Source organism: Paraburkholderia sp. RAU2J, from assembly GCF_003634845.1.
GTDB classification, from domain to species: Bacteria; Pseudomonadota; Gammaproteobacteria; order Burkholderiales; family Burkholderiaceae; genus Paraburkholderia; species Paraburkholderia fynbosensis.
In genome coordinates this window covers 510,685-537,383 of sequence record NZ_RBXG01000004.1, presented here as the reverse complement: position 1 = coordinate 537,383, position 26,699 = coordinate 510,685, and the positions used below count along the sequence as shown (strand labels likewise).

Genomic DNA, 26,699 nt, shown 5'->3' with positions numbered 1-26,699 from the left:
GATGAGAAAACATCGGCAAAAGATCATCGCAGCATGCACCGAGATGAGCCAGCAATCAGCTCATTCTCTGCGCACTCTGCGTTTGCCATTCAACCGACGAACGGGCGACCATGGAGGGTAGATCAATGAAATTTACACATAACGGAGCAATCGCAATCGGCGCTGCGGGAATGGTGGCCGCCCTCGTTGTATCGGGATGCGGAGGCAGTACCACCACCTCGTCGTTCCCGACCACTGCGCAGAGATCGGCCTGCTCAGGATTGGTAGGCTCATCCTTTGGTCCCGCCACCGTCACAGCAGCATCTATTGTCGCCGCCAGCGGTGTGGCACCGGAATACTGTTCAGTGATCGCAAACGCAAACGGCAACCCGAGCGGATTTCAGATGGAGGCCTATCTGCCGACCACGTGGACCGGCGATCTGATTCATGGCGGTGGCGGCGGGCTCGACGGAAGCTTGCCGAATGGCAACGCGCTATGGAATAGCCGCCAGCCGCTGCAGGATGGATCCGTCTTTATCGGCTCCGACGGTGGGCGAAGCGATCCGACGGGCACCGGTGCCGGCTTGACCGACAATCAGGCGCTAACGGACTATTCCTATGCCGCTATCGGCGATACTTATGCATTCGGGAGGGCAGTAGTCAAGAGCTACTACAAGATGGATCCTTCCTACAAGTACTTCGTCGGTTGTTCAAGGGGAGGCGTCGAAGCCACGGTGGCGGCCGAGACGTATCCCGACAATTATGATGGTGTCATCTCTCAGGCGCCCGCCCTTCCTTTCCTTGGCTTTCTCATCCGTGCCGAGTCCCAGGTCGCGTCAACGGCAATGTCCAATGATGACTGGACAAAGATAAACAACGCATACATTTCGCAGTGCGACTCTCTGGACGGCGTCACCGACGGCATCGTCAGTAACCCGTCGGCGTGCAGGTTCGATCCAACTGCCCTTTCGAGCTGGTCACCGGACCAGCTTAAGGCAATCAAAACGCTCTACTCGGACATGGTGCTGGCGGACGGTACAACCGTGGCCTATAAGCTCGGCTTCGGACCACAGCAGCTGGGCTATAACGGCCTGAACATGTACCAGGCAATGGCATCGGTTGGCGCGGCGATTGCAAAGTACGTCGTATACAAGGGAACGTCATATGATCCCGCCGCATTCAATGTTGACACCGACTGGCAACGACTCGTGACCGCCGCCGCACCATATCATCTCGAGGTGGACCCTGCCGCAGTAGCGTCCTTTCTCAAGAAGGGGAAAAAAGTCCTCTTTTACCAGGGCACCGACGATGCAGCGCTGTCCGTTGATGCAACAGCCAACTGGTACCAACAGATTGCATCATTGGCCGGCGCTTCCGGAGCTAACACACAGATGCGGCTTTTCCCAGGAGTAGGTCATTGCGGGTACACGGGACCTACCATGAAAGGTCCCGTGCAGGCGGATATGATTGGGCAATTGCGCAACTGGGTGGAAAAAGGCGTGCCCCCCAGCGAGCTCACCGCCTCCAACGTGGATTCATCCGGTAACGTCACGCTGTCGCGCCCCATCTGTCAACTCGGAAAGTATCCAAAGTACAACGGCTCCGGCGATCCCAATCAGGCTCAGAATTTCTCGTGCGTACCAGTTGGAACTTAAACGGCGTAGCTCGATCCGACCGGGTCGGGTTCGCACCTCTCGGTCGGTATCTGCATTCATTCATATTGTTGTGCACGACGTGTGTGTCAGCGTTCATCTCAAACGATGTCAACGCGCGTCGCGCCATGACGTTGTTTCAGTCAATCTTCAGATTCTTCGGAGCTGCCCGGCAAGATTCTGGAATGCTGGCACATCGTAGTTGTTGCGCCAGATCAGGCAGGTTTCCGCGTAGCCCGCATGCAACGTCTTAAGAGACTGAGGCGCTTTGGCCAGCTCAAGGACACTTTTGGGCAGCAACGCAACGCACGCACCGGCGGACACGCATGCAATCATTGCGTGGTACGAGCCCATCTCCTGTACGTTCCAGTCGGTCGTGTCGGCTATGCCCAACCGCTCTTCCGCGATAGCGCGATACGTGCAGCCCCGCGAAAATGCTGCCAGCGATCGCGCCCGGACATCGGCCGCCCGACGCACCGACGATTCGCCGGGAGGCAACAGCAACAGCAATTCTTCCCGCCACACGCTTTTGGCCAATAGCCCCATATCCTCCAGTGTGACGTCATCGCCGATACCGGGGGGCAGAGCGAGAAAGGCACAATCGAGGCGGCCGGTGCGGACCTGCTCGAGCAACTGCCGCGAAGGCCCGGTCGTTACTTCCAGGCGGGTCGCCGGAAAGCGTGTGTGATAGCCCGCCAAAAGGATGGGGAGGCGACTGGCAGCAGTACTTTCCATGCATCCAATGCGCAATGCCCCTCCGTCCAGTCCGCCCGTCACCACGTGACGCGCCTCTTCCTCCAGCGCCAGAAGCCGCTGCGCATAGCCGAGGAAGCATTCGCCCGCCGTAGACAGGCTCATGCGTTTTCCGGTCCGAACGAACAATTCGACCCCTACGTCTGCTTCCAACTGCTGAATACGCGTCGTTACGTTGGACTGAACACGCCCTAGACGTGCGGCGGCGCGTGTGATGCTCAGCTCCGCTGCTACGACACAGAATATCTTGAGCGACTCCAAATCCATGCTATTCTCTATTGAGGAATTATTTAATCATTATATTCTATTTTCGGGATTCAATCAGACTCCACGTATGTATTCTTGAAAGGAGATATTTCATGAGTTTGTCCAGCGACTTCACCGCTCGACTCGGCGTTCAGTACCCAATCATTCAGGCACCCATGGCCGGCGTGGCCACCCCTCGACTAGCGGCGGCAGTGTCCAATGCCGGAGGACTAGGCTCACTCGGCCTGGGCGCGAGCACGACTGCACAAGCGCGCAAGATGATAGAAGAGACGCGGGCACTGACGAACCTGCCATTCAACGTGAACGTCTTTTGCCACAGGGCTGCCCAGCGAGATGTGGCGCGCGAATCGGCCTGGCTACAGCATCTCGCGCCTCTATTTGCGGAAAGCGGGATCGATGTGCCGTCGTCCCTTGAAGAGATCTATAAGACATTTGTTGGCGATGAAGAAACGCTCAACATGTTGCTCGAACAACGACCCGCCGTCGTTAGCTTCCACTTTGGACTTCCCCCGGCCGATTGCATCGACGCCCTGCGCAACGCAGGCATCGTTACGATCGCGAGCGTGACCAACGAAGCAGAAGCCACTTTGGTTGAGCAAGCTGGCATCGACGCCATCGTAGCCCAGGGAATCGAAGCTGGAGGTCACCGGGGGATGTTTGATCCCGACGCTGTCGATGAGGGCCTCAGCACAGCAGTGCTCGTACGCATCCTGGTCCGCCAGACAAAGCTGCCGGTAATTGCCGCTGGGGGAATCATGGACGGTCGAAGCATCCAGGCCGCACTGGATCTCGGAGCGGCAGCAGTACAACTCGGAACTGCATTCATTCTTTGCCCGGAATCCGCGGCGAACGAAAGTTATCGGACAAATCTGAAGTGTGAGCGAGCAAAGATGACTCGGCTTACGACGGCCCTATCAGGGCGCCCAGCGCGTGGCATGGGCAATCGCCTGATCGCCCACGGCAGTGCTGTCGGCAGCCCCATACCCGCCGATTATCCAGTTGCCTACGATGCAGCGAAACGGCTCCATGCCGCCGCTGCCAAACTCGGCAATCATGAGTTCGCCGCACAATGGGCGGGACAGGGGGCACCACTGGCTCGTGAACTTCCCGCCGGCGAACTGGTACGCACACTGGTCGAGGAGTGGCAGAGTGCGGTCGGGTGACGCCACTTTCGATCCGTGTGTCGCGACCTGACTTTTGTCCCTGCCTGACACGATCCGCGCATGCGTGCGCGGATCGTCGACAGCAAGATTCCGCTACATCGCAAAAAAGCGTTCGCGGCGCCGGGCCGGCAAGTTGGCTGTCAGGTGGAATCGTAGCGTGCAGCCATCAACCACCAAAAGATCCACGCAGCGCCCGAGCAAGATCTTCCCGCAAGTCGTCCGCGCTTTCCAGACCAATCGAAAAGCGCACCAGATGACCTGTATAACGTCCCGCACCGTCGCGGATGCTCGGAAGGTCATAGGGCATCACAAGGCTCATCGGCCCGCCCCAGGATAGCCCAATTCCGAAAAGCCCTAGCTGGTCGCAGAATGAATCGACGTGCGATGATGTATAAGCGTCGTCGACGAGAACGGAAAAGAGTCCCGCCGCAAGGCTGCAATGTGTCGCCCAGTGTTCGTGGCCCGGACTCCCTTCAAGCGCCGGGTGAAGAACCTTTAGGATGGCGGGTTGCGCGGCCAGCCATGACGCAAGATCGCGAGCGGTTGCATCATGCAGATGATATCGCGCCTCCATCGTCGGAAGACCACGCAGCACGAGCTCGACGTCATTGGCGCCTACACCCATGCCCAAATCCAGGTATGCGATCCGAAGCCGGTCATGCAGTGCATCATCGTTGGTTGTCACCGACCCCATCAATACATCGGCCCCGCCCGAAGGATATTTCGTCAAGGCGTGGATGCTGATGTCGACCCCGAGCTCGAAAGGCTTGAACGCGATGCCCGCCCCCCACGTGTTATCAAGCGCAACAACTGCGCCTTTGTTTTTCGCGATCGCTATCAGCTTACGAAGATCAGGGAACTCCATGGTGATAGAGCCCGGCGCCTCCACCCAGACGAGCTTCGTCCTTGAAGTCAGCTTGCGCTCCAGGTCGGCGGGGTCCATTGGGTCGTAACACTGGTGCGTGATGCCTAACGGGGGCAATGTAGTACGTGCGTGTCGCAACGCGGGCCCGTATACATTCGACGGAAGCAATAACTCATCCCCGACCGAAAGGAGGCCAAGATTGACGAGTGCGATGGCTGCCTGTCCGCTAGGCCCCAGCAGGCAGTGACGCGCGCCTTCCAGCGCGCACAAACGCTGCTCGAGCGTGTACGTCGTCGGCGTTCCGTAAAGGCCGTAACTGTATCCGTCCCGCAAGCCAAATGCCTTAACTCTCTCGCGCACCGTGGCCGCGTTGGGAAACAGTACTGTCGAGCCCTTGAATACTCCCGGCGGAACCGCCTTGTAGCCTGCAGGCGGAACGTAGTTGTCATGAATGAGCTTGGTACTGATATCTTTAGCCATGGGCAAACCCGCAGTCAGGAAAAAATGCGAACGAAGTTCTTCGTTTGCGACAGTTGAACGCGCGGCCCCGAAAGACTGCGGCAACGCGATCGTATCCGCATGACCGCAAGGTGCCGCAATCTTGATTTCGCACTGTACGCGCAGGAATCGCGCTTCACCACCCGGAAAAGAATCACTGGCCAGTGCAAATTTGCACAGCCACAATACTCACCGGCTCTTCTTTGGAAAGACTCATGAATATCAACCGGCTGAGCTGGGACGATCTGCGCGTTTTTCTGGCCGTCTCGCGCGCCGGCAGCTTTTCGAATGCAGGCCGTAGTCTTTGCATGGACCACGCCACCGTTGGCCGCCGAGTTTCTGCACTCGAGTTCGCAATGGAAACGCCACTCTTCGAGCGAGACCGTCATGGTTGTCGCCTCAATGCTCAAGGGCGCATGATACTGGCTCATGTTGAAGCGATCGAAGCGAACCTGCTCTCGCTCACTGACACGCTGGAAAACGGCACTCCCGCTCCCGCCGGGCACGTGCGCGTTGCGACAATGGAAGGGATTGCGTCGCTTTATCTGAGCGAGCAGTTCGCCCGCTTCAAGCAGGTACAGCCAAGCATAACTATCGAACTCGTGACGTCGTCTCACGACGTGCGCATCTCACAGCGCGAAGCCGATATCTTTCTCAGCTTCTTCGAGCCGCATGGCCTCAATCTCGAAGTGTCGCGGATCGGACGTTTTCCATTGCATCTCTATGCGAGCGCCGATTATCTCGGGCGGCACGGAACACCGATTTCGGTTGATGCATTGCGCAATCACGCGTTCGTCGGTTACATCGACGATCTGATCCAATTGGACGCCGTGCGGTGGCTCGATGAAGCGATCGCCGGGCCGGCGATCGCTTTCTATTCGAGCAGCATGCTCGCGCAGATGTTCGCGGCAGTCGCTGGCGCCGGGATAGTCATGTTGCCGGCGTTCGCGCGCGCTGAACGCTTCGGTCTCGTACCCGTGCTGCCTCAGCTTATCCAGGTAAACCGCGATATCTGGGTGAGCACGCATCAATATCTGAGCCGGCTGCCACGAATCAAAATCGTGCTCGCCTTTCTCAAGGAAACTTTTGCGGCGGAGTTTCCGTTTTAGGCGATGTCGTCAATGCAGACATCGACCCGCCACTGTACGCCCGCCGCCGGCGGGATGCCGACGGAAAATCAACGTCGGTCGCGATGTTCCGTATCTCGCGGAACGCGCATAACACAACGGCACGATTGACCAATCCAAGTCAGCCCCTACCCCGCGTTGCGTGTGGACCAAGCAACAACAGCAACTCCTTAGGCAAGGCGGCGGGTGAATTCGATCGCCTTTCGCATTCTCTTTTTAAGAATATTGTGATATTATCATTTCCTTTTTAAGAACCAAAAAGCGGCGCTTTGGACGTTCATGATTGGTAGCCGACGAGGCGAACCTCGCTCACGGCAGACGCGTTCAGTTGTCCACGCGAACACGAGCGTTCCTATCGCCGTCGGCGCGAAGCATCGCTCGATATTGCGAATGTTATATGGAAGATTCAACAAATGGATCCGGTGACCTTCAGCATCCCGGGAGAAGCAACGTGAATGCCTCGTCATCAATATTTGCCCAACGCTATGCATTGGGCCCATCGCTCGCCGCTGCTGCAGTCCTGGCTATCGGCATGGGATTCGGGCGCTTCGCCTTTACCGGCCTCTACCCATTGATGATCAGTGACCAGATCCTGACCGTTCATAGCGGAACCTTGGCCGCATCGGCAAACTATGCAGGTTACCTGACTGGCGCGCTGCTGGTGGCACGTGCCCGACCTTCCGACGCGCGCGGTCTGTCCATCGCAACCGCCATCATCAGTATCATCTGCATGGGTGCGTTGGCCTGGATTCACGGTCCGTGGGCTATCGTCGTGATTCGTGGACTCGCTGGTATTGTTAGTGCGATTTCGATGATTGCTGCGTCACTCTGGCTGCTTCAGCACATGGGGCACGCCCACGGCGCGCCGCTTTTGTATTCCGGTGTCGGCGCGGGTATTGTCCTGTCCGCAGAACTGATCGCGGCAGGCCATGCCGCCGGGCTTGACAGTTCGATGGTATGGCTCGTCCTGGCAATCAGCAGCTTGGTCATGGTGCTCGTCGCGATGCCCGCCCTGGGAGCCCAGCCGAAGCCCGAGTTGCATTTTGGCCGCGATGGCAGCGGCGCACGCGAGAACAATAGCTCCATACTCGACGCGGTCCGCCTGATTGTCATCTACGGCCTTGCGGGGTTCGGATACATCATCACCGCAACTTATCTTCCTCTCCTGATCAAGGGAGCCTCGGGCTCGGTGAATCCGATACAGGTCTGGGCGGTCTTTGGTCTTGGCGCCGTGCCGTCGTGCTTTCTTTGGCACACGCTGCAGGTCCGGTATGGCACGCGTTTTAGCCTCGTACTCAATCTTGTCGTACAGGCGATCGGCGTCGTGCTCCCGGCACTGGATCATTCCGCACTGTCGTACCTCACAAGCGCCTTACTCGTAGGCGGCACATTCATGGGAACCGTGACCATCGCGATGCCGGCTGCGCGGCGTGTGGCACATGCAGTACGTTTCAACATGCTCGCCGGCATGACAGCAGCCTATGGGATCGGCCAGATCGTCGGGCCACTGGTGGCCAATGCGCTGTACACGAGTAGCCACACCTTCACTGGATCACTCTTTACAGCAATGGGCACGCTGATCCTCGCGGCAATCCTGGCGATCGGCGTCGGTCCCGCCCATATCCGTTGATCACTTCACGCGGACAGGCTCTAGGATCGTGACCGGCTGGACGAGTTGTTTACGCTGTTGTTGGCGACAGATATCGACGCGGCAGCGAGCGCGACTTCATCTCATCGAAAAACATCCGCGTCACAACCTGCCGTGTTGCGCCGGCGAAAATCACTGACAGTGAAGCGAGGCATCATCAATTGGCATTTTACGTAAAGTGCCGTCTCGCCTATCGTTCGAGGGGTCCCGCGCGAGTCGCCAAATAAGTGCGACGACCGCCCGAATGATCTGTGGCTGGCAACTCTGGGTGCCTTGAAAACGGCACCGGGACCAGCCCCTTGAGGAGTGGCTTTCCCATGCTGACAAACGCCCAACGCGATATCATCAAATCGACTGTCCCGCTGCTGGAAACGGGCGGGGAGGTGCTCACCTCCCATTTCTACAAGCTTCTGCTCGCCGAAAACCCACAGGTGCGCCCCCTCTTCAATCAGGCGCACCAGACAAGCGGCGTGCAGCAGCGCGCACTAGCCAACGGAGTATTGCAGTATGCCCGCCACATTGATCAGCTCGAAGCCCTAGGACCACTCGCGGCACAGATCGTCAACAAGCACGTGGCCCTGCAAGTTCAGCCCGAGCACTATCCGATCGTGGGTGCATGCCTGCTACGGGCGATCAGCGATGTACTCGGCCCGGAAATCGCCACCGGCCCTGTCATCGAGGCTTGGGGCGCGGCCTATCAGCAACTCGCCGATCTCCTCATTGCCGAGGAGCGTCAGGTTTATGACAGACTCGCGATGGCGCCGGGAGGGTGGCGGGGCGCTCGACCGTTCCGCGTCGTACGCAAGGTCCCGGAGAGCGCGGAGATCACTTCATTTTACCTGGAGCCCGGTGATGGCGAGCGCGTCGCAGACTTCGCTCCAGGCCAGTACATTGGGCTGCGTCTGACTATCGACGGCGAGGAAATTCGCCGAAATTACTCACTGTCTGCCGCACCGAACGGTCACGGCTACCGCATAAGTGTCAAACGCGAGCATGGAGGAAAGGCGTCGAACTACCTGCACGACCACGTATTGGAAGGCAGCACCGTGGACCTGTTTCCTCCGGCAGGCGAATTCACCCTTCTGGATGGCAGCGCTCCTGTAGCCCTGATCAGCGGCGGCGTCGGCATTACGCCAACTCTGGCGATAGCGGAGACTGCTTTGACATCCGGGCGGCCAGTTGTTTTCATCCACTACGCGCGCAATGAACGGGTTCACGCCTTCGGCGGCCTGCTCGACGATTGGACCGCACGTTACCCTCAACTGCAGGCGTATGTTGTCTACGAGCATGTCGATTCGGCAGACAAACGCACGCCTGACGCAGTCGGCCGGCCCACTTTCGAGCAGTTGCGTCAGTGGCTTCCGGCCGATCAGTCGTTCAATGCGTATTTCCTCGGCCCGAAGCCGTTCATGGGTTTCGTGAAGCGAACGCTGCGCGATCTGGGGCAGCCCGACGAGCGTTGCCGATACGAATTCTTCGGCCCGGCAGAGGCGCTGGATTGACAACGAAAAGATAGAGTCGACTCCTGATCTCGCGGTATTCGGTCTGCAGGAGACTCGCGCCCGCGGACAGGAACTCGCTATCCGTCGTCGTGCTCGCCAGAGTTCCGCCGGGTCAGGACGCCGGAGCCGGCTCGCTTTCGCCGAGGCGATCTATTGAGTCGGATAAGGAACAAGACCGTCTCGGCGAAAACTGCTGGTCGTACGACAGGCCGTCGAAGTGGCGTGGGAATGACTCAACGCACCGGTTGTACGGTCCTCTCGATGTGTCGTACCTGGATGCACCCGCGCCAGTCAACAACACATGGGACGATGCAGTTGTCGTGAGGCCATAGCAGCCTGTCTGCGCGAGTCCGAAACCTGTCCGCGCCGTACCTCCTCCTCGCGCAGCAAGATCAAGCATGAAGCGGATTTACGACTCACTGGACCAGACGCGGGTCGTAGTCGAACTCCACCCGAATGCCGCCAGGCTCGTACACCATTGCATGGCGCTTCGGTCCGGCTCCGAGCGCTTTGGGCGAAAATTCGACTCGCACTCCAGGCCACTGGGATACTTTCGAAAATACTTTCACAAGGCATCTTCACTCGCGAGACGAAGCGCAAGACGGTGAAGCCCGATGTTGGTCTTGCGATCGAATTCAACTAGCGAAGTCTGTTTCTTGACTTCCCACAACGTCAATGTCACCGCACCGTCCGACACGAAAACCGCGGGATACTCGGACGCTCGCCTACCTGGCGCCAGCCGAGACATTCAATAAAAATCACGTGTGGTCGCAAGATCGGGGACGGTCAATGCGATATGGTCGATACCGCCAGTCAACGGGGCGTTGCTCATGCACCCTTCTCCTCACGCGTGTTTACGCATTCGATCTGTCTGACCGATCACCATGACCGCCCTATCCGATTTTTCCTCGCTGTCCGACGTGCCACCGTAGTCCGGCGCCAGCCGCTGACGCGAAAAATGTCCAGACGTCCGCCGGCTCGCACATGATTCCGCCCGGACGCGCTACACAACGCAACTTCCCGCCGACCGGCATGGTGTTCGAATGTCCTCAACCCCGGGGCAGGCGTCGCATGAAGCCGTGAACGAGTGCTGCAATCGCGTCGGGCTGTTCGTCCAACGCGAAATGACCGGCGTCGATCACATGAATATCAGCTTTCGGAAGATCCCGAGCGTAGGCTGCCGCTTCCGCGATCTGAAACGACGGGTCGTAGCGCCCCCACACGACGAGCGCCGCCGGTTGCGCCCTCCTCATCCAGTCCTGCCATGCCGGATAGGACGCGACGTTCGTCCGGTAATCATAGAAGAGCTCCGTCTGTATTTCCTTCTGACCCGGTCGATTCAGAAACGCGTACTCGTCGGCCCACAGATCCGGGTCATACCGCTCGGGATTAGGCGTCGATCCCAGATGACGTTGTTTCGTCGCCTCCAGAGAAAGGAAGTTGCCCTGCAGGGCGGCTTCGTTGGCTTCGCGGTCAGCCCAGAACGCACGGCGCTTCTCCCACAGAGGGCCAAGCCCGTCCTCATGCGCGACCGCATTTTGCACCACCAACCCGGCGACCCGCTCCGGATGCGCCATCGCAAGCCGGAAGCCGATCGGACCGCCATAATCCTGCATATACAGCACGTAGCGCCTGAGCCCGAGCGCTTCGACGAAGTCATTGGTCACCGAAGCAATGTGATCGAATGTGTAGGCAAAGTCCGTCGGGGAAGGTGCGGAGCTATGACCGAAACCTGGATAATCCAGGGCAACGAGGTGATATCGATCCGCCAGCCGCGCGAAGAGCGGCTCGAACATGCGTGATGAGGACGGAAAGCCGTGCAGCAGCAATATCGTCGGCGCATCGTTTGGGCCAGCTTCGCGATAGAAAATATCGAGGCCGTCGACCTTCACCGTTCGATATGTGGTCGGATAACGCGCAGCACTACTGTGCGCGGATAAATGAGTGTTGTCGCTTGCCGCAACCGCAAACGATGCGGCTAGCGATGTGATCAACGTCAAAAAACTCTTCTTCATCATCGGCTCCCGTGAAATTTACAACCCGCATGACGAGTACAGCGAACGCAAACCCGAGTATAGGGGCCTGCGGGTTTGTACAGAAGCCGTCGATCGTTCGACACAGTGTCCGTTTTAACAGGACAATCTGATGCCGAGTGTGCGTTACAGAATTACTCGCACGGCGAGTGCGCGTGGCTACACGCTGGCATCCGGAACGCTAACAACCGTATCTCTGGACGGACGAATTTTCGATGGTGCTCAAGGCGAAGACAAGTTCGGCGACTGCCAAGCCGGGTTCGCCCCACGCAAGATCATCTATCGCCGGTGCACTCCTGTCCTGGTTCGCCTGGGCTGCCGCAAGCAGACGCCAGCGCATTGCGTCCAATCATTCGGCAGGTTGCACCTTTTCAATTACAGTGAAAATTCGAAGTCAACAAGAGTATTCGATAAATCCGGACGATACGTTGAAGAGCGATGGCCGAACGCGTCTCGATGAAACGAGATCTAGCCGTCGCGCTTCGGCACGAACGGGAGGCCCGAAAACTTCGCAGTCCGCTATAACTAGCATCGGCTATGGACGCTCCAAAGAGCGCACGTTCCTTGGAAACTCCAATCTGAGCGGCCGCCTGGCCGGCGAAAGGCAGCGGCTTATCAAGGAGGCATTGGAGCGCTGAGCGCCGGATCGTACCCGCGCTGCCGCGCGTTGCTGCATCGCGAGTTCCATGCGATAACACCACACATGAAAGGCTGAGCGGAAAGGAAGTTTGCCGGCTCGCGCGCAAGAAACAATTGGTTGAGCAATCTCATTTCGAGCGCGCTTTCTCTTTGCCCGCTCGATTCTCAGCTGATACTGGAACGCATTGCCGCAATAGCTCAACGCTTCAGAAGAAACGGTGCGCCGTCGCCGCTGCGCGAGCAACGCCCCGGACAGCGTGTTTTGACCGTTGTTCTTGCTCTGTCGGGTATCAGATTGCCTGTCAGCGGATCATAAAGACACGCCCTCCCCTGGTTACATCAAGAAGGGTTTCATCGGCCTTTACGTGTTAACGAGCGGCCGCCGCGCGGCATCAAACCTAGCCGGCATCACGTCAGTTCCTTGGTAATGAACTGCGGGCGCCCCCTGCCGAAAGACCAGTCAGCGTCGTCGTTCTCGACAATCGAAACGATCACGTCGTCCGGCGAGATGCCACACTGCGTTTGCAGGTTCTCGACGAGCAACCGGTAGAACTCAATTTTCTGCGCTTCGGAGCGCCTCCGGCTCACCGCCGTCAGCAATACGACGTCTTTTGAACGCCTGTAGCCGAGCCCCGTATCCTCTAAGACCAATTCGCCAGGGCGATGCTGCGTGACGCATTGATATCGGTCGGAAACCGGTACATTGAAGGCCTGTACCATCGCCTCGTGCGTTGCATCGAGAAGGTTGCGCACCTGTTCGTCGGTGCGGCCCTGGATGAGGTCGAATTTCAGCATCGGCATGGGAATTTCTCCTTGAAAAAGACAGCTTCACGGAGGCACCCCGGCATCGGGACAGGCCCGGTGTGCCGTGTTTCGGGAACAATGCCTACGAGAAGGTCGACTGATCTGTCAACACCGCATCACGAGCGGCTGACCGCATCGCTTGTCGTCGGCTCCCGTTGCGTCGCGCGTACGATCGAAGCAAATTTGCACGCAGGGTTATCACGCTCAATCAAAGCAACGTCGCCAGTTGATGAAGCTCGGCAACCACCATCGTGAATATCAGCTTTGCCGCGTCATTATTCGCGTAGCAATGGGGTGCATCTGTCTTCGCCGCTGCCGACGAACCGGCAGAGACGGCGAGCTCCGCATCCCCTACCGTCATCGTGAGTCGCCCATGCTCCACATGAAATAGCTCGAACGTTCCCTGCGGATGTCCGGGCGACTCAAACCGCTCTCCAGGCTGCATTTCCCAGCGCCACAATTCAATCATGTTCGGCCCGCTCGTGCCTGCAAGCAGACGCGCCGACCCGCCCTTGGGGCCGGTCCACAAAGTCGGGATGTCCGTGTCTGCGATCAGACGCATCGACGGCGCGCCAGCTACGTCGACAATGTCCGCCACCGACACACCCAACGCCGCCGAAATCCTGCACAGGATCGCAATACTTGGATTGGCAGCGCATTTCTCAATCTCGACCAGCATGCCTTTGCTAACGCCAGCGCGCCGCGAAAGCTCATCGAGCGAAAGCTTGCGCTCCTTTCGGTACCCTTTGATCCGGGCGGCAACCGCCGCCCTGACGGCCTCGACGTTTGCTCCCGAGTCGGTCGATATATTGACTTTTTTGGTCATTGGTCGGCATTATAGGACAAGATAGTTACTGGTGCAGTTTCCAATGTTCAGAGTTCTTCCGTCAATCGATCCGGCCATTGCGAGCCTCGCGCCCGGGTTTCGCGCGCGCAGCATCAGCGTTGAGGCCACCCGGATCGTCGACCCGAATGTCGGCGCCAAAGCTTTGGTACGGGCTTGCCAGGCATTGACCGCCAACGACTCAGGATGGAAAGAAACGCATCTGTCGTCCTGGGCGGAGTTGTTCAGGAGGTTCGGAGCCAAGCCACAACGGACGCCATGTTCGGCTGATGCCTTGCGAAAACGAGCGATGCGCGACGGCAGCGTTCCAGGCGTGAACCCGGTAGTCGACCTGTACAACGCCGTCAGCATTGAATACGCCGTTCCCGTCGGCGGCGAAAATTTTGCCGCCTACATTGGCATGCCGAGGCTCGTGATTGCCAACGGAACGGAGCACTTCGACACCGTAAAGGACGGTGCGCCCGTCCACGAAATGGTTGACGCAGGAGAAGTCGTTTGGCGTGACGATCACGGCGCCACATGCAGGCGCTGGAACTGGCGTCAGGGCACCAGAACCAGGCTGGATTCCGATGCAAAACAGATGTGGTTTATTCTTGAAAGCTTGCCGGCCATGCCATTGGAAGCGCTGCATGAAGCAGGCGCTCGATTGACCGACGGACTCAATCTTATGATGCCAGGTGCAATGATCGATTCGAGATTGATCGGCTTCGGCTCCGACTAGCGGAACCCGGAGCGGCCGCTGGTTTCCTGCTGCCGCCCGAAGCCACGCAGGTCGTCGCACTCGCCAGGAAAGGCGCCGCCCTCTTCGCTGCCGATGCCGCCATGCACAGCAAGGGCAAAAGATGTCCACCACCGGAGAATTGCCGGGAATCGCGCGTGCTCCTCCTGGCCCGCGCCGCGATGCTGCGAATGTCGTTGCCAATGGAAGGCCATACCTCCAGGAACGCCGCAATACCCGTAAACGTTCGCGTGAAAAGATGGATTCATTCTCTTTCTGCGCCCACATCCACAGACCGAGCCGACATGTATCTACCCTCCCACTTCGCCGAGTCCCGAACCTGCGTTCTGCATGAACACATTGTCAAACGCTCGCTTGGCACCCTGTTCACGCACGGCAGCAACGGACTAGATGCGAACCACATCCCGTTTGACCTCGCAGCCAACGAAGGGGGACTTGGCGTGCTAAACGCGCATATCTCGCGAGCGAATCCCCTATGGCACAACGTCCTGAACGGCGATGAAGTTCTCGTCGTCTTCCAGGCAGGAGACGCCTATATCTCGCCAAACTGGTATCCGACCAAACAGGAATCGCACCGGCAAGTGCCTACGTGGAACTACATTGTTGTTCACGCACACGGACGTGTGCGCTTCCGCGACGACGAAAGATTTGTACGGAGCGTGGTGGCCAGACTCACTCGCGCACATGAAGCGTCGCAGCCAGTCCCGTGGAAGATGAGCGACGCGCCGACAGACTACCTCGACGAATTACTTCAACGTCTGATCGGACTCGAGATCGAGATCACCCGCCTAGTCGGCAAAAGCAAACTTGGGCAAGACGAAGTTGGACGTGACGCGCAAGGCGCTGGCAATGCGCTCGTGGAACTCGGAAACCACGAAATCGGCGACGCAATGCTCGCTCACGCTACAGGAAAACCGGAGTAGCGCTGGCGCCCTTGCGTCGCGCGCATGCCAGGTCACACGAGTTGCGGTCATCGCGTGTTGCAAAAATGCAGGCCACCGTGCGGATTCGCCTGTTTTCGGGATTCCACCGGCAATGTAATCTCGATGCCCAGGGATGTGCGGGTCGACGCCCGTTTCGGCAACTGACACACAAGACGCGGACTGGCGAGGATAGCAATGCTCGAGACAAAACTAACGGAGTCCGGAGAGGTGACGCTCACTCGCGAGGGATACGCATTGCGGTATCCCTCGCGTGGAGTTGCCGACCTTACGTCCTACGTTACGGACGACGACACGCTGTTTGTTGTTACGCACATGGCGCTGGCGAGCATTCGACCCGAGACCTGGCGCCTTCACATAGGCGGCCTGGTGGCCCGTGCAAGAACGCTCACGCTGGCGGACATTCTGCAATTGCCGCAACGTGAAATTGTCTCCGTGCATGAATGCGCCGGCAGTCCGCTCACACCGAAGGAACCCAAACGGCGCGTGGGCAATGTTGTATGGTGCGGCGCGCGGTTGCGCGACGTCTTGGACAGTTGCGATCTTCTGCCTGAAGCGGCGTTCGTCTGGACTCAAGGTCTCGAATGGGGCGAGTTCGCCGGTCTGAAAGACGAACCATTCGTAAAAGATCTTCCGCTGGCGAAGGCCCTTTCGCCGGAGGTCCTGCTGGCGGTGTCGATGAACGGAAAGCCGCTCACGTCGGACAGGGGCGGGCCGGTGCGGCTCGTCGTTCCAGGTTGGTATGGAACGAACTCCGTGAAGTGGGTTGGGCGGATATCGGTGTCGAGCACTCGCGCGCCCGGACCGTATACAACACGGTTCTATAACGACATCACCGCGACGGGAACGAAACCGGTCTGGGAGATTGCGCCGGAGTGCGTGATTGTCTCGCCAGGCGCTGACGCCATGGTGCGAGCCAACCGTGAGTTTCGCATCACAGGATGGGCGTGGGCGGAAGCCGGTGTGTCGCGCGTCGAGGTCAGCGTCGACGGCGGACGGAACTGGCTTGCAGCGAGGGTTGACGCTCGCGAGGGATTCGGGTGGCAATCGTTCTCGATCCCCGTGTCACTTGGACCGGGAAAACACACGCTGTCCTGCCGCTGTTTCGATGCCAACTGCCAAGGGCAACCCCAAGCGCACGCGCGTAACGCCATTCATTCCATCGAACTTGCGACAACGGAATGACTTGCAGTCCCGAAATGGGACTCGAAGGTTAGGGTCGAGACCGGATTGGGCGTCGGCCCGGTTCGACGCCCACAATACATGATCGGAGAAAGCCCGATTTATTACGTATCCCTACCTTTATGCGGGTCCAGGTACACACGGTCTCCAGACCGCAGATGCGAGTCTTCCATCGAGCCACTATCGAGCACAACATGACACTTCCAACCGTAAAAGTCGCAACCGCACACGCCGCCTCCGTTTACATGAACGCACCTGCCACGGTGCAAAAGGCGCTATCCCTTATCGAGGAAGCAAGCAGAAACGGTGCCGAACTGATTTCGTTTCCTGAATCCTTCATCCCTGGGTTCCCTGTATGGGCAGCGCTGTGGGCGCCGATTTACAACCACGAGTGGTTCAAGCGCATGGTCGGGAATAGCATCCACGTCGACGGCCCGGAAATCGCGCTGATCCGGGCTGCGGCGAAGCGATGCAGCGTTTTCGTTTCGATGGGCTTTAGCGAAGCCACCGACGTCAGCGTGGGCTGCCTGTGGAACTCCATCATCCTCATCGGCGATGATGGTCAAATCATCAATCATCATCGCAAGCTCGTTCCGACGTTCTACGAGAAGATGGTCTGGGCACCCGGCGACGGCTTCGGACTGAAGGTCAGCAACACCAGAATTGGCAAGATCGGCGCGCTCATCTGTGGCGAGAACACAAATCCCCTCGCCCGGTACTCCCTCGCGGCGCAGGGCGAGCAGATTCATATTTCCGCATGGCCCGCTATCTGGCCGACACGCCCGCCCGGCTCCGGCACGAACTTCGACAACCTCGCGGCAAATCGGATCCGTGCAGGCGGTCACTCGTTCGAGGCAAAGGCCTTCGGGATTCTGAACGCAGGATTCATGGACGACACAATGCTCGACGCGCTCCATTCGAACGGCGACAAGCAGGCACGTGAGGTGCTCGAGACGACGCCCCGGGCAGCGACACAATTCCTCGACCCAACCGGCGCCGTGATTGGCGACACATTGCAAACCGAAGAAGGCATTGGTTACGCGACCTTCGACCTGGAACAGTGTGTCGAGCCAAAGCAATTTCATGACATCGTCGGCTACTACAACCGGTTTGATGTCTTCGATCTTGTGATCGACCGTCGACGACTGAGCCCTGCCACATTCAAGGACAAGCGAGCTATGGAGCGCACCGTACCGCCAGTTGTTGAAATATCCGCTTTCGACGGGGCTGGTGAGCGGGCGGAGCGTTAGTCAATTCGTGATACTGCCTTGTTCGGGCACTGGCAGGTTTATACCGCAGCGCAACTGCCAGTATGGCGGGTCGGTGCCCGAGGGTGCTGAGGCTCGCGATCGGGACGTCAGAGGGTTTTCTGACCATAGCGTTGCTGTTAGACCTGTTACAAAACTCCCTCCCCGGGGCAAAAGCTTCCGCCTCATCATCCCTGCTCGACTCGCTCGCGCGCACATGGGCTGCGCCAGTTTCAGGTCGTAGGCGTGAACAACGGGCGACGACATCGGGCCGCGGGGGCCGCTTCTGCTGCCTGGCTGTCGCCGGGACCAACTGACGGCTGCTCCGCTCCGAACTCGCCGCACTCTGGACCGAGACGTATGGGCCTTGTTGTCGTGGGTCGCTTGACGTCCAGGCGGCAGCGAAACGATGTAGATCTGCCGTTCTTCGCTCAGGGATGTGCAATGATTCGTCCGGCTGTCGATCGGTTCAACGCCTGATGGCTGATGCTATCGACGCTGCCGCGCCTTCGCCGAGATCCCACCATACGCCTGCCATTAATGCGAGTGCTTCACGCGCGACCGAGGCAAGGAGGTGTTCATTCGGCGCATGCTGCGAACAGGCAGGATACGAATGCGGAATCCATATGGTGGGCAAGCCAAGCGTCTGCGCGAATACAGCGTTAGGCACGGTCCCACCAAGATTAGGTATAAGCGCCGGACGCTTGCCCGTGGTGCGCTCGATCGATGTCATGGCCCAATTGACCCAGGGATGCCTGACGTCGAGACGAGTTGCCTTCGATACCGACGTCACCGTCACCTGTACGTCGCTGATCCCGCATTCCTTCAAGTGATTCGTAAGGTGTTGTCCGGCGTTCTTCCAGTCCGTTCCAACGACAAACCGCATCTGACAGTAAGCCTTGGCAGTCGGGGGAATGGAGCCGACCGGAGCCTCGGGGTTGCCTGCGGTAAATGCCAGAACTTCGATTGTGTTCCATGCGAGAACCCGTTCCGCGATTGTTAAGCCGGGTTGCCCCCAGGCAGGATCTATATACGGCGCGTTACCGTCTTTGCCAATCTCAATACTCGCAATTGCATCGCGCACGGCGTCCGGTATGGGCGGAGGCAGCAGCTCCTTAACCAGGAGTCGGCCGTTGTTATCGATGATTGATGAAATTGCGCTCGCCAGCACAGTTGCAGCATTTCGAAGGATTCCGCCCCAGTTCCCTGAGTGATGCCCCCCTTCGCGCAGGGCCACCGTCAGTTCAAAGTTCAGTTCGCCTCGCGATCCCAGAAAGACCGTCGGCCGCTCGGCGGACACACGCGGACCATCGGACGCGATGAACAGGTCGCCGGCGAGAAACTTTCGTTCGGCAGCGCACAGCGCGTCAAGGCCCGGCGAATCAATCTCCTCACCGGTCTCGAAGATCACTTTCACGTTGTAGCCGAGCTTGCCTCTGCGGGCCTTGATCACTGCCGCCAGTGCGGCCAGGTTGATCGAGTGCTGCCCTTTGTTGTCCGCGATCCCCCGACCGTACCAGCGATCATCTTCCACCACGATGCGCCATGGCTCCAATCCGGAGCGCCATTGTGCATCCTGGCCCCGCACTACATCTCCATGCGCGTACGTGACTATTGTAGGCAGTGATTCGCTCTCCCACCGCGAGGCGAGCAGAATTGGCGCGTCCGCGCCAGAAGGATTGCGCAGGCACCGCGTCTCGAACCCCAGCCTTTGCAGCGTGGGGGCAATCTCATCGGTGAGATATGACAGCAAAGTCCCCGCCTTGGCGGAATCCTGGCTTTCCGTCCGGTAGTGTACGCGTCGGTCAAGGTCGGCCAGGAAATCGCCGGAGTCGAAAACCGCCTCTGCCAGCCTGATGGCTGTTTGCCGGTCACCTGTCTCGTTCATCATGTCCTCGTACCAAGTCACAGTTGTGCGGAATACGCTGGGTGCCTACCTGCCAGCAAGCGCCACCCGAACGACCTCTGCGAAGTAGCGAGCACCCAGCTCAAGAATGTCGTCGTTGAAATCGTAAGCCGCGTTGTGCAATGGAACATTGCCGCGCTGCGACTCATCCCCGTTACCGATGAAAATGAAGTTCCCCGGCACAACCTGAAGGAAGGCGCCGAAGTCCTCGGAGATCATCATCGGTTGGACGTTAGCGTCGACCTTTTCTGAACCGGCTACGTTCGCGGCTGCGGTTACCGCTGTGTCTACGAACTCTGCGCTGTTGACGGTCGGGGCGAACTCATGCGTATAGCTGAAGTCGCACTCGATACCGTTCGTGCGGCAGATACCTTCGCTAATCTCACGCATCCGGGTTTCAAGCATGCGCTGCACTTCAGGGAGATAGCTACGCGTGTCCCCCTTGATCGTCACTGTCGATGGAACCACATTGCGAAGTCCATCTGTTATGAACTCGGTGCAAGAGATAACGGCAGAAAGACTCGGGTCGAGATTGCGCGAGACGACCGTCTGGAGCGCAAGCACGATCTGAGACGCGACGACGATCGGATCGACGCCCATATGCGGACGCGCGGCATGCGTGCCTCGCCCCCGGACGACGATGACGAAATTGTCCTCGCTCGCCATGATTCCGCCTTGGCGGGTCGCAAAACTGCCTGCAGGCATGCCTGGCATATTGTGCGCGCCGAAGATCGCTTCGACCGGGAAGCGCTCGAACAGTCCATCCGCCATCATTGCTTTCGCACCGCGACCGTGTTCTTCGCCCGGCTGAAAGATGAACCGGACCGTGCCATCGAAATCCTTACTTTCAGCTAGCAGCCGCGCGGCCCCGAGAACCATGGCCATGTGCCCGTCGTGACCGCACGCGTGCATTTTGCCCGGTGAGCACGAGGCGTAAGCCCGACCAGGTGCGTTTTCGGCTATCTCCAGTGCGTCCATGTCGGCACGCACGCCGATGGCTCGATGACTGTTGCCGACCTTAAGGTTGGCAACCAACCCCGGCCCACCGATATTGCGATGTACTTCGAGGCCGAGCGCGGAAAGAATCCGTGCGACATAGTCGGAGGTCTGGACCTCCTCAAAACCCGTCTCCGGGTTCCGATGGAGGTGGTGTCGCCAACTGCGCAAGCTTTCCTGCAACGGACGGCCGAACGCGTGATCCAGTTCAACGGTCATATTCATCACTGTCACCGTACAGCGCAGCCCTGCAGCCACTCCTGCTGCCGCGCCAGCACCGATTGAGCGGATTCTCCAACAAGTTCGGAGTAGGTGTTCGGTGCCGTGGCACCTTCCGTACTGATCACCAGCACCCGCGATTCGGACGTCAGGCCCACCTCGCGAGCTTGCTCCGGGTTTTGCGCCAACACTGTCACGCCGGCGTATCCCGCAGCGCCGGATTCGCCGACAACCAGCGGCGCATCCCTTTCAGTGCCTCGTGCCAGTGTTTGCATCGCCGTCACCGCGTCATCGTCTGAAATCGTCATGAAATGGTCGACGCATGGTTCAAGGAACTTCCATGCGAGTGGAGAAGCTTCACCACAAGCCAAACCCGCCATCACGGAGTCGACCGAGCCGGTGGCCGTAGTCGCGTAGCCTTCGATTGCGCTCTGATAGAGGCAATCCGCCTGTTGAGGCTCAACCACGATGAAAGTTGGGCGTTGCACACCGTAGTGCTCCCAGAAATACGTCGCAATGCCAGCCGCGAGGCCGCCAACGCCGCCCTGCAGGAACACGTGTGTGAAAGGAGCCTTCGATGGTGAGCTTTCCAGCTGTGCGACAACTTCGTCAGGAATGACGCCATAGCCTTGCATGACATCGCGCGGGATGGCTTCGTATCCTTCATAGGAAGTGTCGGACACGACATGCCAGCCGTTTGTCTGGGCGAGATGCGCTGCATGTTCAACTGATTCGTCGTAGTTGCCCGAAATCCGGATGATCTCGGCGTTGTATGCAGCAATCGACTTTTCACGCTCAACGCTGACATTGGCGTGCAACACGATCACGCAGCGGCACCCAACGGCTTGAGCCGCCGCCGCAAGGGACTTTCCGTGATTACCATCGGTCGCACTGATCACAGTGAGACCTTCAAGCAGGCTGGAATAGCCGCCATTGATCAATACTCGTGGATCGAACATCGCTTCTGAGCTCCACAGCCGAGCGATAAGGCGCATCAACGCCACGGGAGCGCCAAGCGCCTTGAAGCTGCCAAGAGGCGACCGCACCGACTCGTCTTTGAGACACAGTTGTGCAATCCCGAAAGCTTCTGCTGCGTCCGGAAGATCCCACAACGGCGTGACCGACCGGTTTATCTGATTCCAGTGTGAGAGCCAGATACCGCTTTCCTGCGCTGACTTGATATTCATCACTGCGCGCAGGTCGTCCGGATAGGCACGGCGGGACGCTTGGGGATTTTTGATCAGCATCGCTATCTTTACTCCATGTGAGGTGCCGAACAGGCACGCGATTCTTCCGTGACAGCCAAAATGCTTCAATAGGCGACACGTGCCAGTCACAATAATATTTCATCACCCCGGTAACTACGTCTCTATTAACGGGGCTAAAATGCAAGTTTTTATCGCCGTCGGCTTTGATCACTCTCGACTCATTTGATCGCATGCTGCCCGCACAAATACAGCGAGATACCAAAGCGCCACAGGGCGGGCTCGGCGCGAGGGTTCAATCTCTGGGGCTGCGGCCGTCCCACAGGTGACGTAAAGGCTGTGTGAACGGTGGTCATATGACCGCTACGCGGCCCCATTTCTTCTCACGAGCTTCACCACGATATGAGGGTCGTCGCGAATGTGTAGGTCGAAAAACAAAGCGAGCAGATCGATTTGCCCGATGCCACGAAGCACGCGTTCGCGTAGAAAGGTTGAGCTTGATATACCGACGGGTTAAATGAGAGTCAGCAGTCAGAGCAAACCTCAGATCCGGGAAGAAGGGTCGCGCCAGGCTTCAGGCTTGGCGCCGCCTGTTTCTCATCGTTCGAAAAGAACGCGGGGCGAACGCGTCAATCGTTCTCCACCATCCTTCCTGACGACTACCGTCTCACTTAGCGCGATCCCTGCCGCTGAGGTATAGACATGAAACACCATGCCCGCTTCGAGTTTCCAATCAGCTTTCGGATTGAAGCAACGATGAAGATCGCTGGTCCGCTGGGTGGTGATCGGGGTCAAGCCGAGCGTGTATCCAGTGATGTTCTCGTAGGTTTCACGCAGGCCGGCTTCGATTACTCCCCGTCGAACAATGCTGTCTATCTCGGATGCAATCGCTCCCGGCCGCATTGCTTCGATCTGCCGATCCTGAATCTCGGCAAGCAACGCCGTTATGCGCTTCTGTTCAGAGCTGGCACCGCCCACAGCGACACAACGCATGATGCGAGCGGAGTATCCCCGCAGGCGCGGCAAAAGCTCGATATGAACCAGGTCTCCGGCTTTCAAAGGCCGTTCGGGCATGAATCCATGCAACGAATCCCATCCTGTAGCGACCGTAATCGGGCCAATGAATCCGTCGTCGAACCCGAGCTTATAAACCTGTGCTGCCGTCTCGGCTGCAACGATGCGAGGTAGTACACCCTCACCGATTGAAGAAACCGTGTGCTTCAGCGCCTGGTCGACAAGCGCGGAAGCTCGCCGCATCAGTGTAATTTCTTCTTCGGACTTGCAGCGGCGCAGATCCCACAGTGAGCGGTTCAAATCGCAGATATCTGCGCGCGGAAGAAGCTCGCGCAGGTCCCTCATCCGCGCAACGGTAAATGAGTGCGATTGAAAATCAACCGCCACACGCTCAAGCGCGAAATTCAGCGTTCGGGCAGTTCCAACCAAAAGCGGCAGTGGATCATCCCAATCAAGAAAGCCAACAATGTGTTTGAACCAGCTCCGCTCCTTCGCGGGTGCCATGTCCAATTTCCTCACGAGCAAAACCGGCTCGCCGACAGCCGGAACTGCACACGCGCGCCAAAGGTTTTCGGTCGTCCAGTAGCCGGAAAGCCAGCCCATCATCTCCGGCTCGTCCAGAATTGCGACGTCGATCTGCTGCGCGCGAAGTTCTCGTTGAATTAATTCAAGTCGGTTGCGGTATTCGTCGATAGTAAAAGCAAGGTCCGTCATGGTTCGTCCTACGTCTAAATGCTCAATTGATGGCCCACATCTCTCGCGGGGCCCGAACGGTCAGGACGTCGGCAAAACCGTCCTCTGTAATGGTGATGTTCTCTTCATGGACAATCATCTTTCCTGGCTCGTACTCCATACCAGGCTCGATGGTGATGACCATGCCAGGCTCCAGCACTGCCTCGTCCGCCGCACTGTTTGACGGAGGCTCGGTGACCTGAAGGCCAAGTCCGTGACCGAGCCGTCCGACGTTGTTGCCGCGCATACCAGCCCCTTCGAGGACTTCCATCATCGCCTTCCAAAGATCCCGGACCTTTGTGCCGGCTCTCGCGGATTTGATCCCAACTTCAGTTGCGACCCAGACTGCATCGTGAACTCGACGAGCATCGTCCGAGATTTTTCCGACGGCGTAGTTGCGATCGAAATCGCAAAAATATCCATCGATGGTCGCGCCGACGTCGATAATCAGCACATCGCCGTCCCTCAACTCACGCCGGCTTCCGCGTGCGATGATCTGATCGTATCCGCCGGGCCCCGATGCACACGCCACGTACGGCACCGTGTGGGCACCACGCAAGAGAATATCCACCGTCAGATCCCGAGATGCCTGCGCTTCAGTCACCCCTAGCTTCACAGATTCCGGGACCGATGCGAAGGAGCGGCTGACGATCTGACCGGCCTGACGGATTTTCTCGATTTCTGCACGAGACTTGATGTTGCGCACTTCCCAAATGCAAGGCGACCCGTCAACCGCCTCAGACGTCAACAAGTCGCGCAGCCGCAGAAAATCGAGTACCGGCATTCGCAAGGCGAACTCACGACCTAGCTCGAAGCCAACCTTTCCGAAGCGGCGGCCCAGATCGTTCACGACAGACGCGAGAAGCGACACGCCCTCGTCTTCGGGCCGAGGCGAGGGCCACGTCTCCACGCTGCCCGCCACACACTGCTTCACGACAACTTCAGCAATGGACGGGACAATCGCGATGGTCGGCCCGCTCGCTGGAATAACGAGAAACCAGGGACGGGTGGGGCTTTCCCAGAACTGACTGTCCAGACCTGTGAAGTAACGAAAATTCGCAGGCGTCGTTAGCACGAGCGCATCCAGTTCCGCTTTGCGCATAGACGCCTGCGTTCGTTCCAGGCGAGCATCAAACTCGCCTACCGGGAATGGCAAAGAGGTCATCATTTTTGTTCCTGTCGAAGCCGAGAGGTCCGTTATCAAGCCGTTGCCGTGACGTGCTCATGCTCTTCCCGGCATCCCTTCAAGAAGCGGGCCACGCGGGAATCACGCGGCATGGCCTGGTACTGCGCGGGCGTCATGTCGTGGGCGACGACGCCACCCTCCATGAAGAGAATTCGATCGGACACTTTCATTGCGAAGTCGATTTCGTGCGTGACGATGATCATCGTCATGCCTTCCCGAGCAAGGTCTTCGATGACACGCAAGACTTCACCAACCAGTTCAGGATCAAGCGCCGACGTCGGCTCGTCGAACAGCACGATGGACGGCTCCATGGCGAGCGCGCGCGCAATGGCAACTCGTTGCTGTTGGCCTCCGGAGAGTTGGTGCGGGTACTTGTACGCATGCGCCCCCATGCCCACCTTGTTGAGCAACTTCAGACCGTGGCGCTCCAGCATCTCGCCCTTGAGTCGGGAATGATATTGCGGGGCCAGGGTAACGTTCTCCAGGACGGTCCGGTGAGGAAAGAGATTAAAGCTCTGGAACACCATGCCGATGTGCAGAATGCCTTCGTGATAAGCGGCACGCGACTGATGGGAGCTTTTGTGATTCGAGAGGAACGGCTTGGTGTTGAGTCTTACTTCACCGTCGTCGATCAATTCGAGTCCGTTCAGCGTTCGAATCAGCGACGTTTTGCCCGATCCGGACGGCCCGATGACAGAGATCACTTCGCCCGTCATCACCTTCAGATTGATCCCTTTCAGTACATGATGGCTGCCGTAATGTTTATGGATATTCGCTGCCTCGATAGCGGTCATTGGCTTGCGGTCGGGGACAACGATCGGGACTACCTTTTCCGCGACGGCCGCGTCTCCGGTATGAACGTCTCCGCTTCGGCGCGTGAAATCGAGGTGTTTCTCGACATAACTTAGGAGATACCCGAAGACCGTTACGATGAGGACGTAATAGACCGCCACAGCGAGCATCGTTTCCAGAACTTTGAAGTTCTGGGTATACAAGCGCTCCCCGACGAGCAAGATTTCCTCAAGCGAGATAACAGACACCAGTGACGTCAGCTTGACCATGCTGATGTACTCATTAATCAGAGCCGGGAGGGCGACACGGAACGCCTGCGGCAGAACGACGAGCCGTTGGAGACCGATATAGCCAATCCCGAGTGCTTTTCCAGCCTCAAGCTGACCCTTATGAACGCCCGCAAGACCGCCCCGGTGGATTTCCGCGACGTATGCAGTCTCGCTGAGTGACATGGCTATCAGCCCGGCCCAAAACGCATTGGAGAGAAATGAGCCCGTCCATGGAAAAATCTGCGGAAGGTTGTAGACAAAAATCAGCAGTACGAGCAAAGGCAGGCTGCGAAAAAACCAGACGTAGCTGCGACAAGCCCATGAGAGTGGGCGCCACGTGGACTGCTTTCCGAGAGCGAGCAGGAAGCCTGCCACAATGCTGATGAGCCATGCGGCCAGACTCAGTTTGATGACCAACCATACGGCGGTCCAAAAGTCTGCGAGGGTCAACAGCGAGAGAGCGTAGTGCCAGTCGAAAATCACGGGGTGTCTCCTAC

Annotated in this window: 22 protein-coding genes and 1 pseudogene; 10 read left to right on the top strand and 13 right to left on the bottom strand. The window is 58.4% G+C overall.

The features are described 5' to 3' along the window. Nucleotides 1-125: 125 nt before the first annotated feature. On the top strand, nt 126-1,634 hold the full coding sequence (locus tag B0G69_RS40390) for a tannase/feruloyl esterase family alpha/beta hydrolase (protein WP_158609071.1): 1,509 nt from the start codon (nt 126-128) through the stop codon (nt 1,632-1,634). A 147-nt stretch (nt 1,635-1,781) separates the two neighbouring features. Here B0G69_RS40390 and B0G69_RS40385 read toward each other — a convergent pair whose 3' ends face one another. Then, nucleotides 1,782-2,651, bottom strand: coding sequence for a LysR substrate-binding domain-containing protein (locus B0G69_RS40385; RefSeq protein WP_121325568.1), 870 nt, complete (start codon nt 2,649-2,651; stop codon nt 1,782-1,784). Between the two features lie 92 nt (nt 2,652-2,743). Between B0G69_RS40385 and B0G69_RS40380 the strand changes: the two genes are divergently transcribed. Further along, complete coding sequence (locus B0G69_RS40380) at nt 2,744-3,814, top strand: nitronate monooxygenase family protein (protein ID WP_121325567.1); 1,071 nt, start codon at nt 2,744-2,746, stop codon at nt 3,812-3,814. A gap of 166 nt (nt 3,815-3,980) precedes the next feature. Here B0G69_RS40380 and B0G69_RS40375 read toward each other — a convergent pair whose 3' ends face one another. Further along, complete coding sequence (locus B0G69_RS40375; RefSeq protein ID WP_121325566.1) at nt 3,981-5,159, bottom strand: PLP-dependent transferase; 1,179 nt, start codon at nt 5,157-5,159, stop codon at nt 3,981-3,983. Between the two features lie 233 nt (nt 5,160-5,392). On the opposite strand from B0G69_RS40375, the gene B0G69_RS40370 reads away from it, so the two are divergent. The 3 genes from B0G69_RS40370 (at nt 5,393) to hmpA (ending at nt 9,454) form a co-directional block, all read left to right on the top strand. Next, complete coding sequence (locus B0G69_RS40370; protein ID WP_121325565.1) at nt 5,393-6,286, top strand: LysR family transcriptional regulator; 894 nt, start codon at nt 5,393-5,395, stop codon at nt 6,284-6,286. A 469-nt stretch (nt 6,287-6,755) separates the two neighbouring features. Beyond that, nucleotides 6,756-7,934, top strand: coding sequence for a YbfB/YjiJ family MFS transporter (locus B0G69_RS40365; RefSeq protein ID WP_241991758.1), 1,179 nt, complete (start codon nt 6,756-6,758; stop codon nt 7,932-7,934). Nucleotides 7,935-8,269: 335 nt separating this feature from the next. Further along, complete coding sequence (gene hmpA / locus B0G69_RS40360; RefSeq protein WP_121325563.1) at nt 8,270-9,454, top strand: NO-inducible flavohemoprotein; 1,185 nt, start codon at nt 8,270-8,272, stop codon at nt 9,452-9,454. 416 nt (nt 9,455-9,870) lie between these two features. On the opposite strand, the pseudogene B0G69_RS42645 reads toward hmpA, so the two are convergent. Both B0G69_RS42645 and B0G69_RS40350 read right to left on the bottom strand, forming a co-directional pair. Continuing rightward, nucleotides 9,871-10,286 (bottom strand): annotated as a pseudogene (locus tag B0G69_RS42645) (VOC family protein). 217 nt (nt 10,287-10,503) lie between these two features. Then, nucleotides 10,504-11,472, bottom strand: coding sequence for an alpha/beta hydrolase (locus B0G69_RS40350; protein ID WP_121325562.1), 969 nt, complete (start codon nt 11,470-11,472; stop codon nt 10,504-10,506). A gap of 772 nt (nt 11,473-12,244) precedes the next feature. Between B0G69_RS40350 and B0G69_RS40925 the strand changes: the two genes are divergently transcribed. Next, complete coding sequence (locus tag B0G69_RS40925; RefSeq protein WP_147440854.1) at nt 12,245-12,442, top strand: hypothetical protein; 198 nt, start codon at nt 12,245-12,247, stop codon at nt 12,440-12,442. Between the two features lie 92 nt (nt 12,443-12,534). Here the strand turns inward: B0G69_RS40925 and B0G69_RS40345 are convergent, their stop codons facing one another. Both B0G69_RS40345 and B0G69_RS40340 read right to left on the bottom strand, forming a co-directional pair. After that, nucleotides 12,535-12,927 (bottom strand): tautomerase family protein, encoded by a 393-nt coding sequence (locus B0G69_RS40345; RefSeq protein WP_121325561.1) that lies wholly within the window; start codon nt 12,925-12,927, stop codon nt 12,535-12,537. 211 nt (nt 12,928-13,138) lie between these two features. After that, nucleotides 13,139-13,756, bottom strand: a complete 618-nt coding sequence (locus B0G69_RS40340) for an XRE family transcriptional regulator (protein ID WP_121325560.1) — start codon at nt 13,754-13,756, stop codon at nt 13,139-13,141. A 43-nt stretch (nt 13,757-13,799) separates the two neighbouring features. Here B0G69_RS40340 and B0G69_RS40335 point away from each other — a divergent pair, with 43 nt between their 5' ends. Further along, a complete protein-coding gene (locus B0G69_RS40335) occupies nt 13,800-14,495 on the top strand; it encodes a B3/4 domain-containing protein (protein ID WP_121325559.1) in 696 nt (231 codons plus the stop codon). On the opposite strand, the gene B0G69_RS40330 is transcribed toward B0G69_RS40335, so the two are convergent. Next, nucleotides 14,492-14,761: a hypothetical protein gene (locus B0G69_RS40330; protein ID WP_147440853.1), complete on the bottom strand. Its 270-nt coding sequence runs from the start codon at nt 14,759-14,761 to the stop codon at nt 14,492-14,494. The genes B0G69_RS40335 and B0G69_RS40330 overlap by 4 nt on opposite strands. A 36-nt stretch (nt 14,762-14,797) precedes the next feature. Between B0G69_RS40330 and B0G69_RS40325 the strand changes: the two genes are divergently transcribed. From B0G69_RS40325 to B0G69_RS40315, 3 genes are all read left to right on the top strand, one after another. Beyond that, nucleotides 14,798-15,436, top strand: coding sequence for an FMN-binding negative transcriptional regulator (locus B0G69_RS40325; protein WP_121325557.1), 639 nt, complete (start codon nt 14,798-14,800; stop codon nt 15,434-15,436). Between the two features lie 195 nt (nt 15,437-15,631). Continuing rightward, nucleotides 15,632-16,639, top strand: a complete 1,008-nt coding sequence (locus B0G69_RS40320; RefSeq protein ID WP_121325556.1) for a molybdopterin-dependent oxidoreductase — start codon at nt 15,632-15,634, stop codon at nt 16,637-16,639. Nucleotides 16,640-16,830: 191 nt separating this feature from the next. Continuing rightward, a complete protein-coding gene (locus B0G69_RS40315) occupies nt 16,831-17,886 on the top strand; it encodes a carbon-nitrogen hydrolase family protein (RefSeq protein WP_121325555.1) in 1,056 nt (351 codons plus the stop codon). 466 nt (nt 17,887-18,352) lie between these two features. Here B0G69_RS40315 and B0G69_RS40310 read toward each other — a convergent pair whose 3' ends face one another. From B0G69_RS40310 to B0G69_RS40285, 6 genes are all read right to left on the bottom strand, one after another. Continuing rightward, a complete protein-coding gene (locus B0G69_RS40310; RefSeq protein WP_121325554.1) occupies nt 18,353-19,774 on the bottom strand; it encodes a M20 family metallopeptidase in 1,422 nt (473 codons plus the stop codon). A 42-nt stretch (nt 19,775-19,816) separates the two neighbouring features. Further along, on the bottom strand, nt 19,817-21,004 hold the full coding sequence (locus B0G69_RS40305) for a M20 aminoacylase family protein (RefSeq protein WP_121325680.1): 1,188 nt from the start codon (nt 21,002-21,004) through the stop codon (nt 19,817-19,819). 11 nt (nt 21,005-21,015) lie between these two features. After that, nucleotides 21,016-22,251, bottom strand: a complete 1,236-nt coding sequence (locus tag B0G69_RS40300; protein ID WP_121325553.1) for a diaminopropionate ammonia-lyase — start codon at nt 22,249-22,251, stop codon at nt 21,016-21,018. Nucleotides 22,252-22,806: 555 nt separating this feature from the next. Continuing rightward, nucleotides 22,807-23,937: a Xaa-Pro peptidase family protein gene (locus B0G69_RS40295; RefSeq protein ID WP_121325552.1), complete on the bottom strand. Its 1,131-nt coding sequence runs from the start codon at nt 23,935-23,937 to the stop codon at nt 22,807-22,809. A 22-nt stretch (nt 23,938-23,959) separates the two neighbouring features. After that, complete coding sequence (locus B0G69_RS40290) at nt 23,960-25,123, bottom strand: Xaa-Pro peptidase family protein (RefSeq protein WP_121325551.1); 1,164 nt, start codon at nt 25,121-25,123, stop codon at nt 23,960-23,962. A 32-nt stretch (nt 25,124-25,155) separates the two neighbouring features. Beyond that, complete coding sequence (locus tag B0G69_RS40285; protein WP_121325550.1) at nt 25,156-26,685, bottom strand: amino acid ABC transporter permease/ATP-binding protein; 1,530 nt, start codon at nt 26,683-26,685, stop codon at nt 25,156-25,158. Between the last annotated feature and the right edge of the window lie 14 nt (nt 26,686-26,699).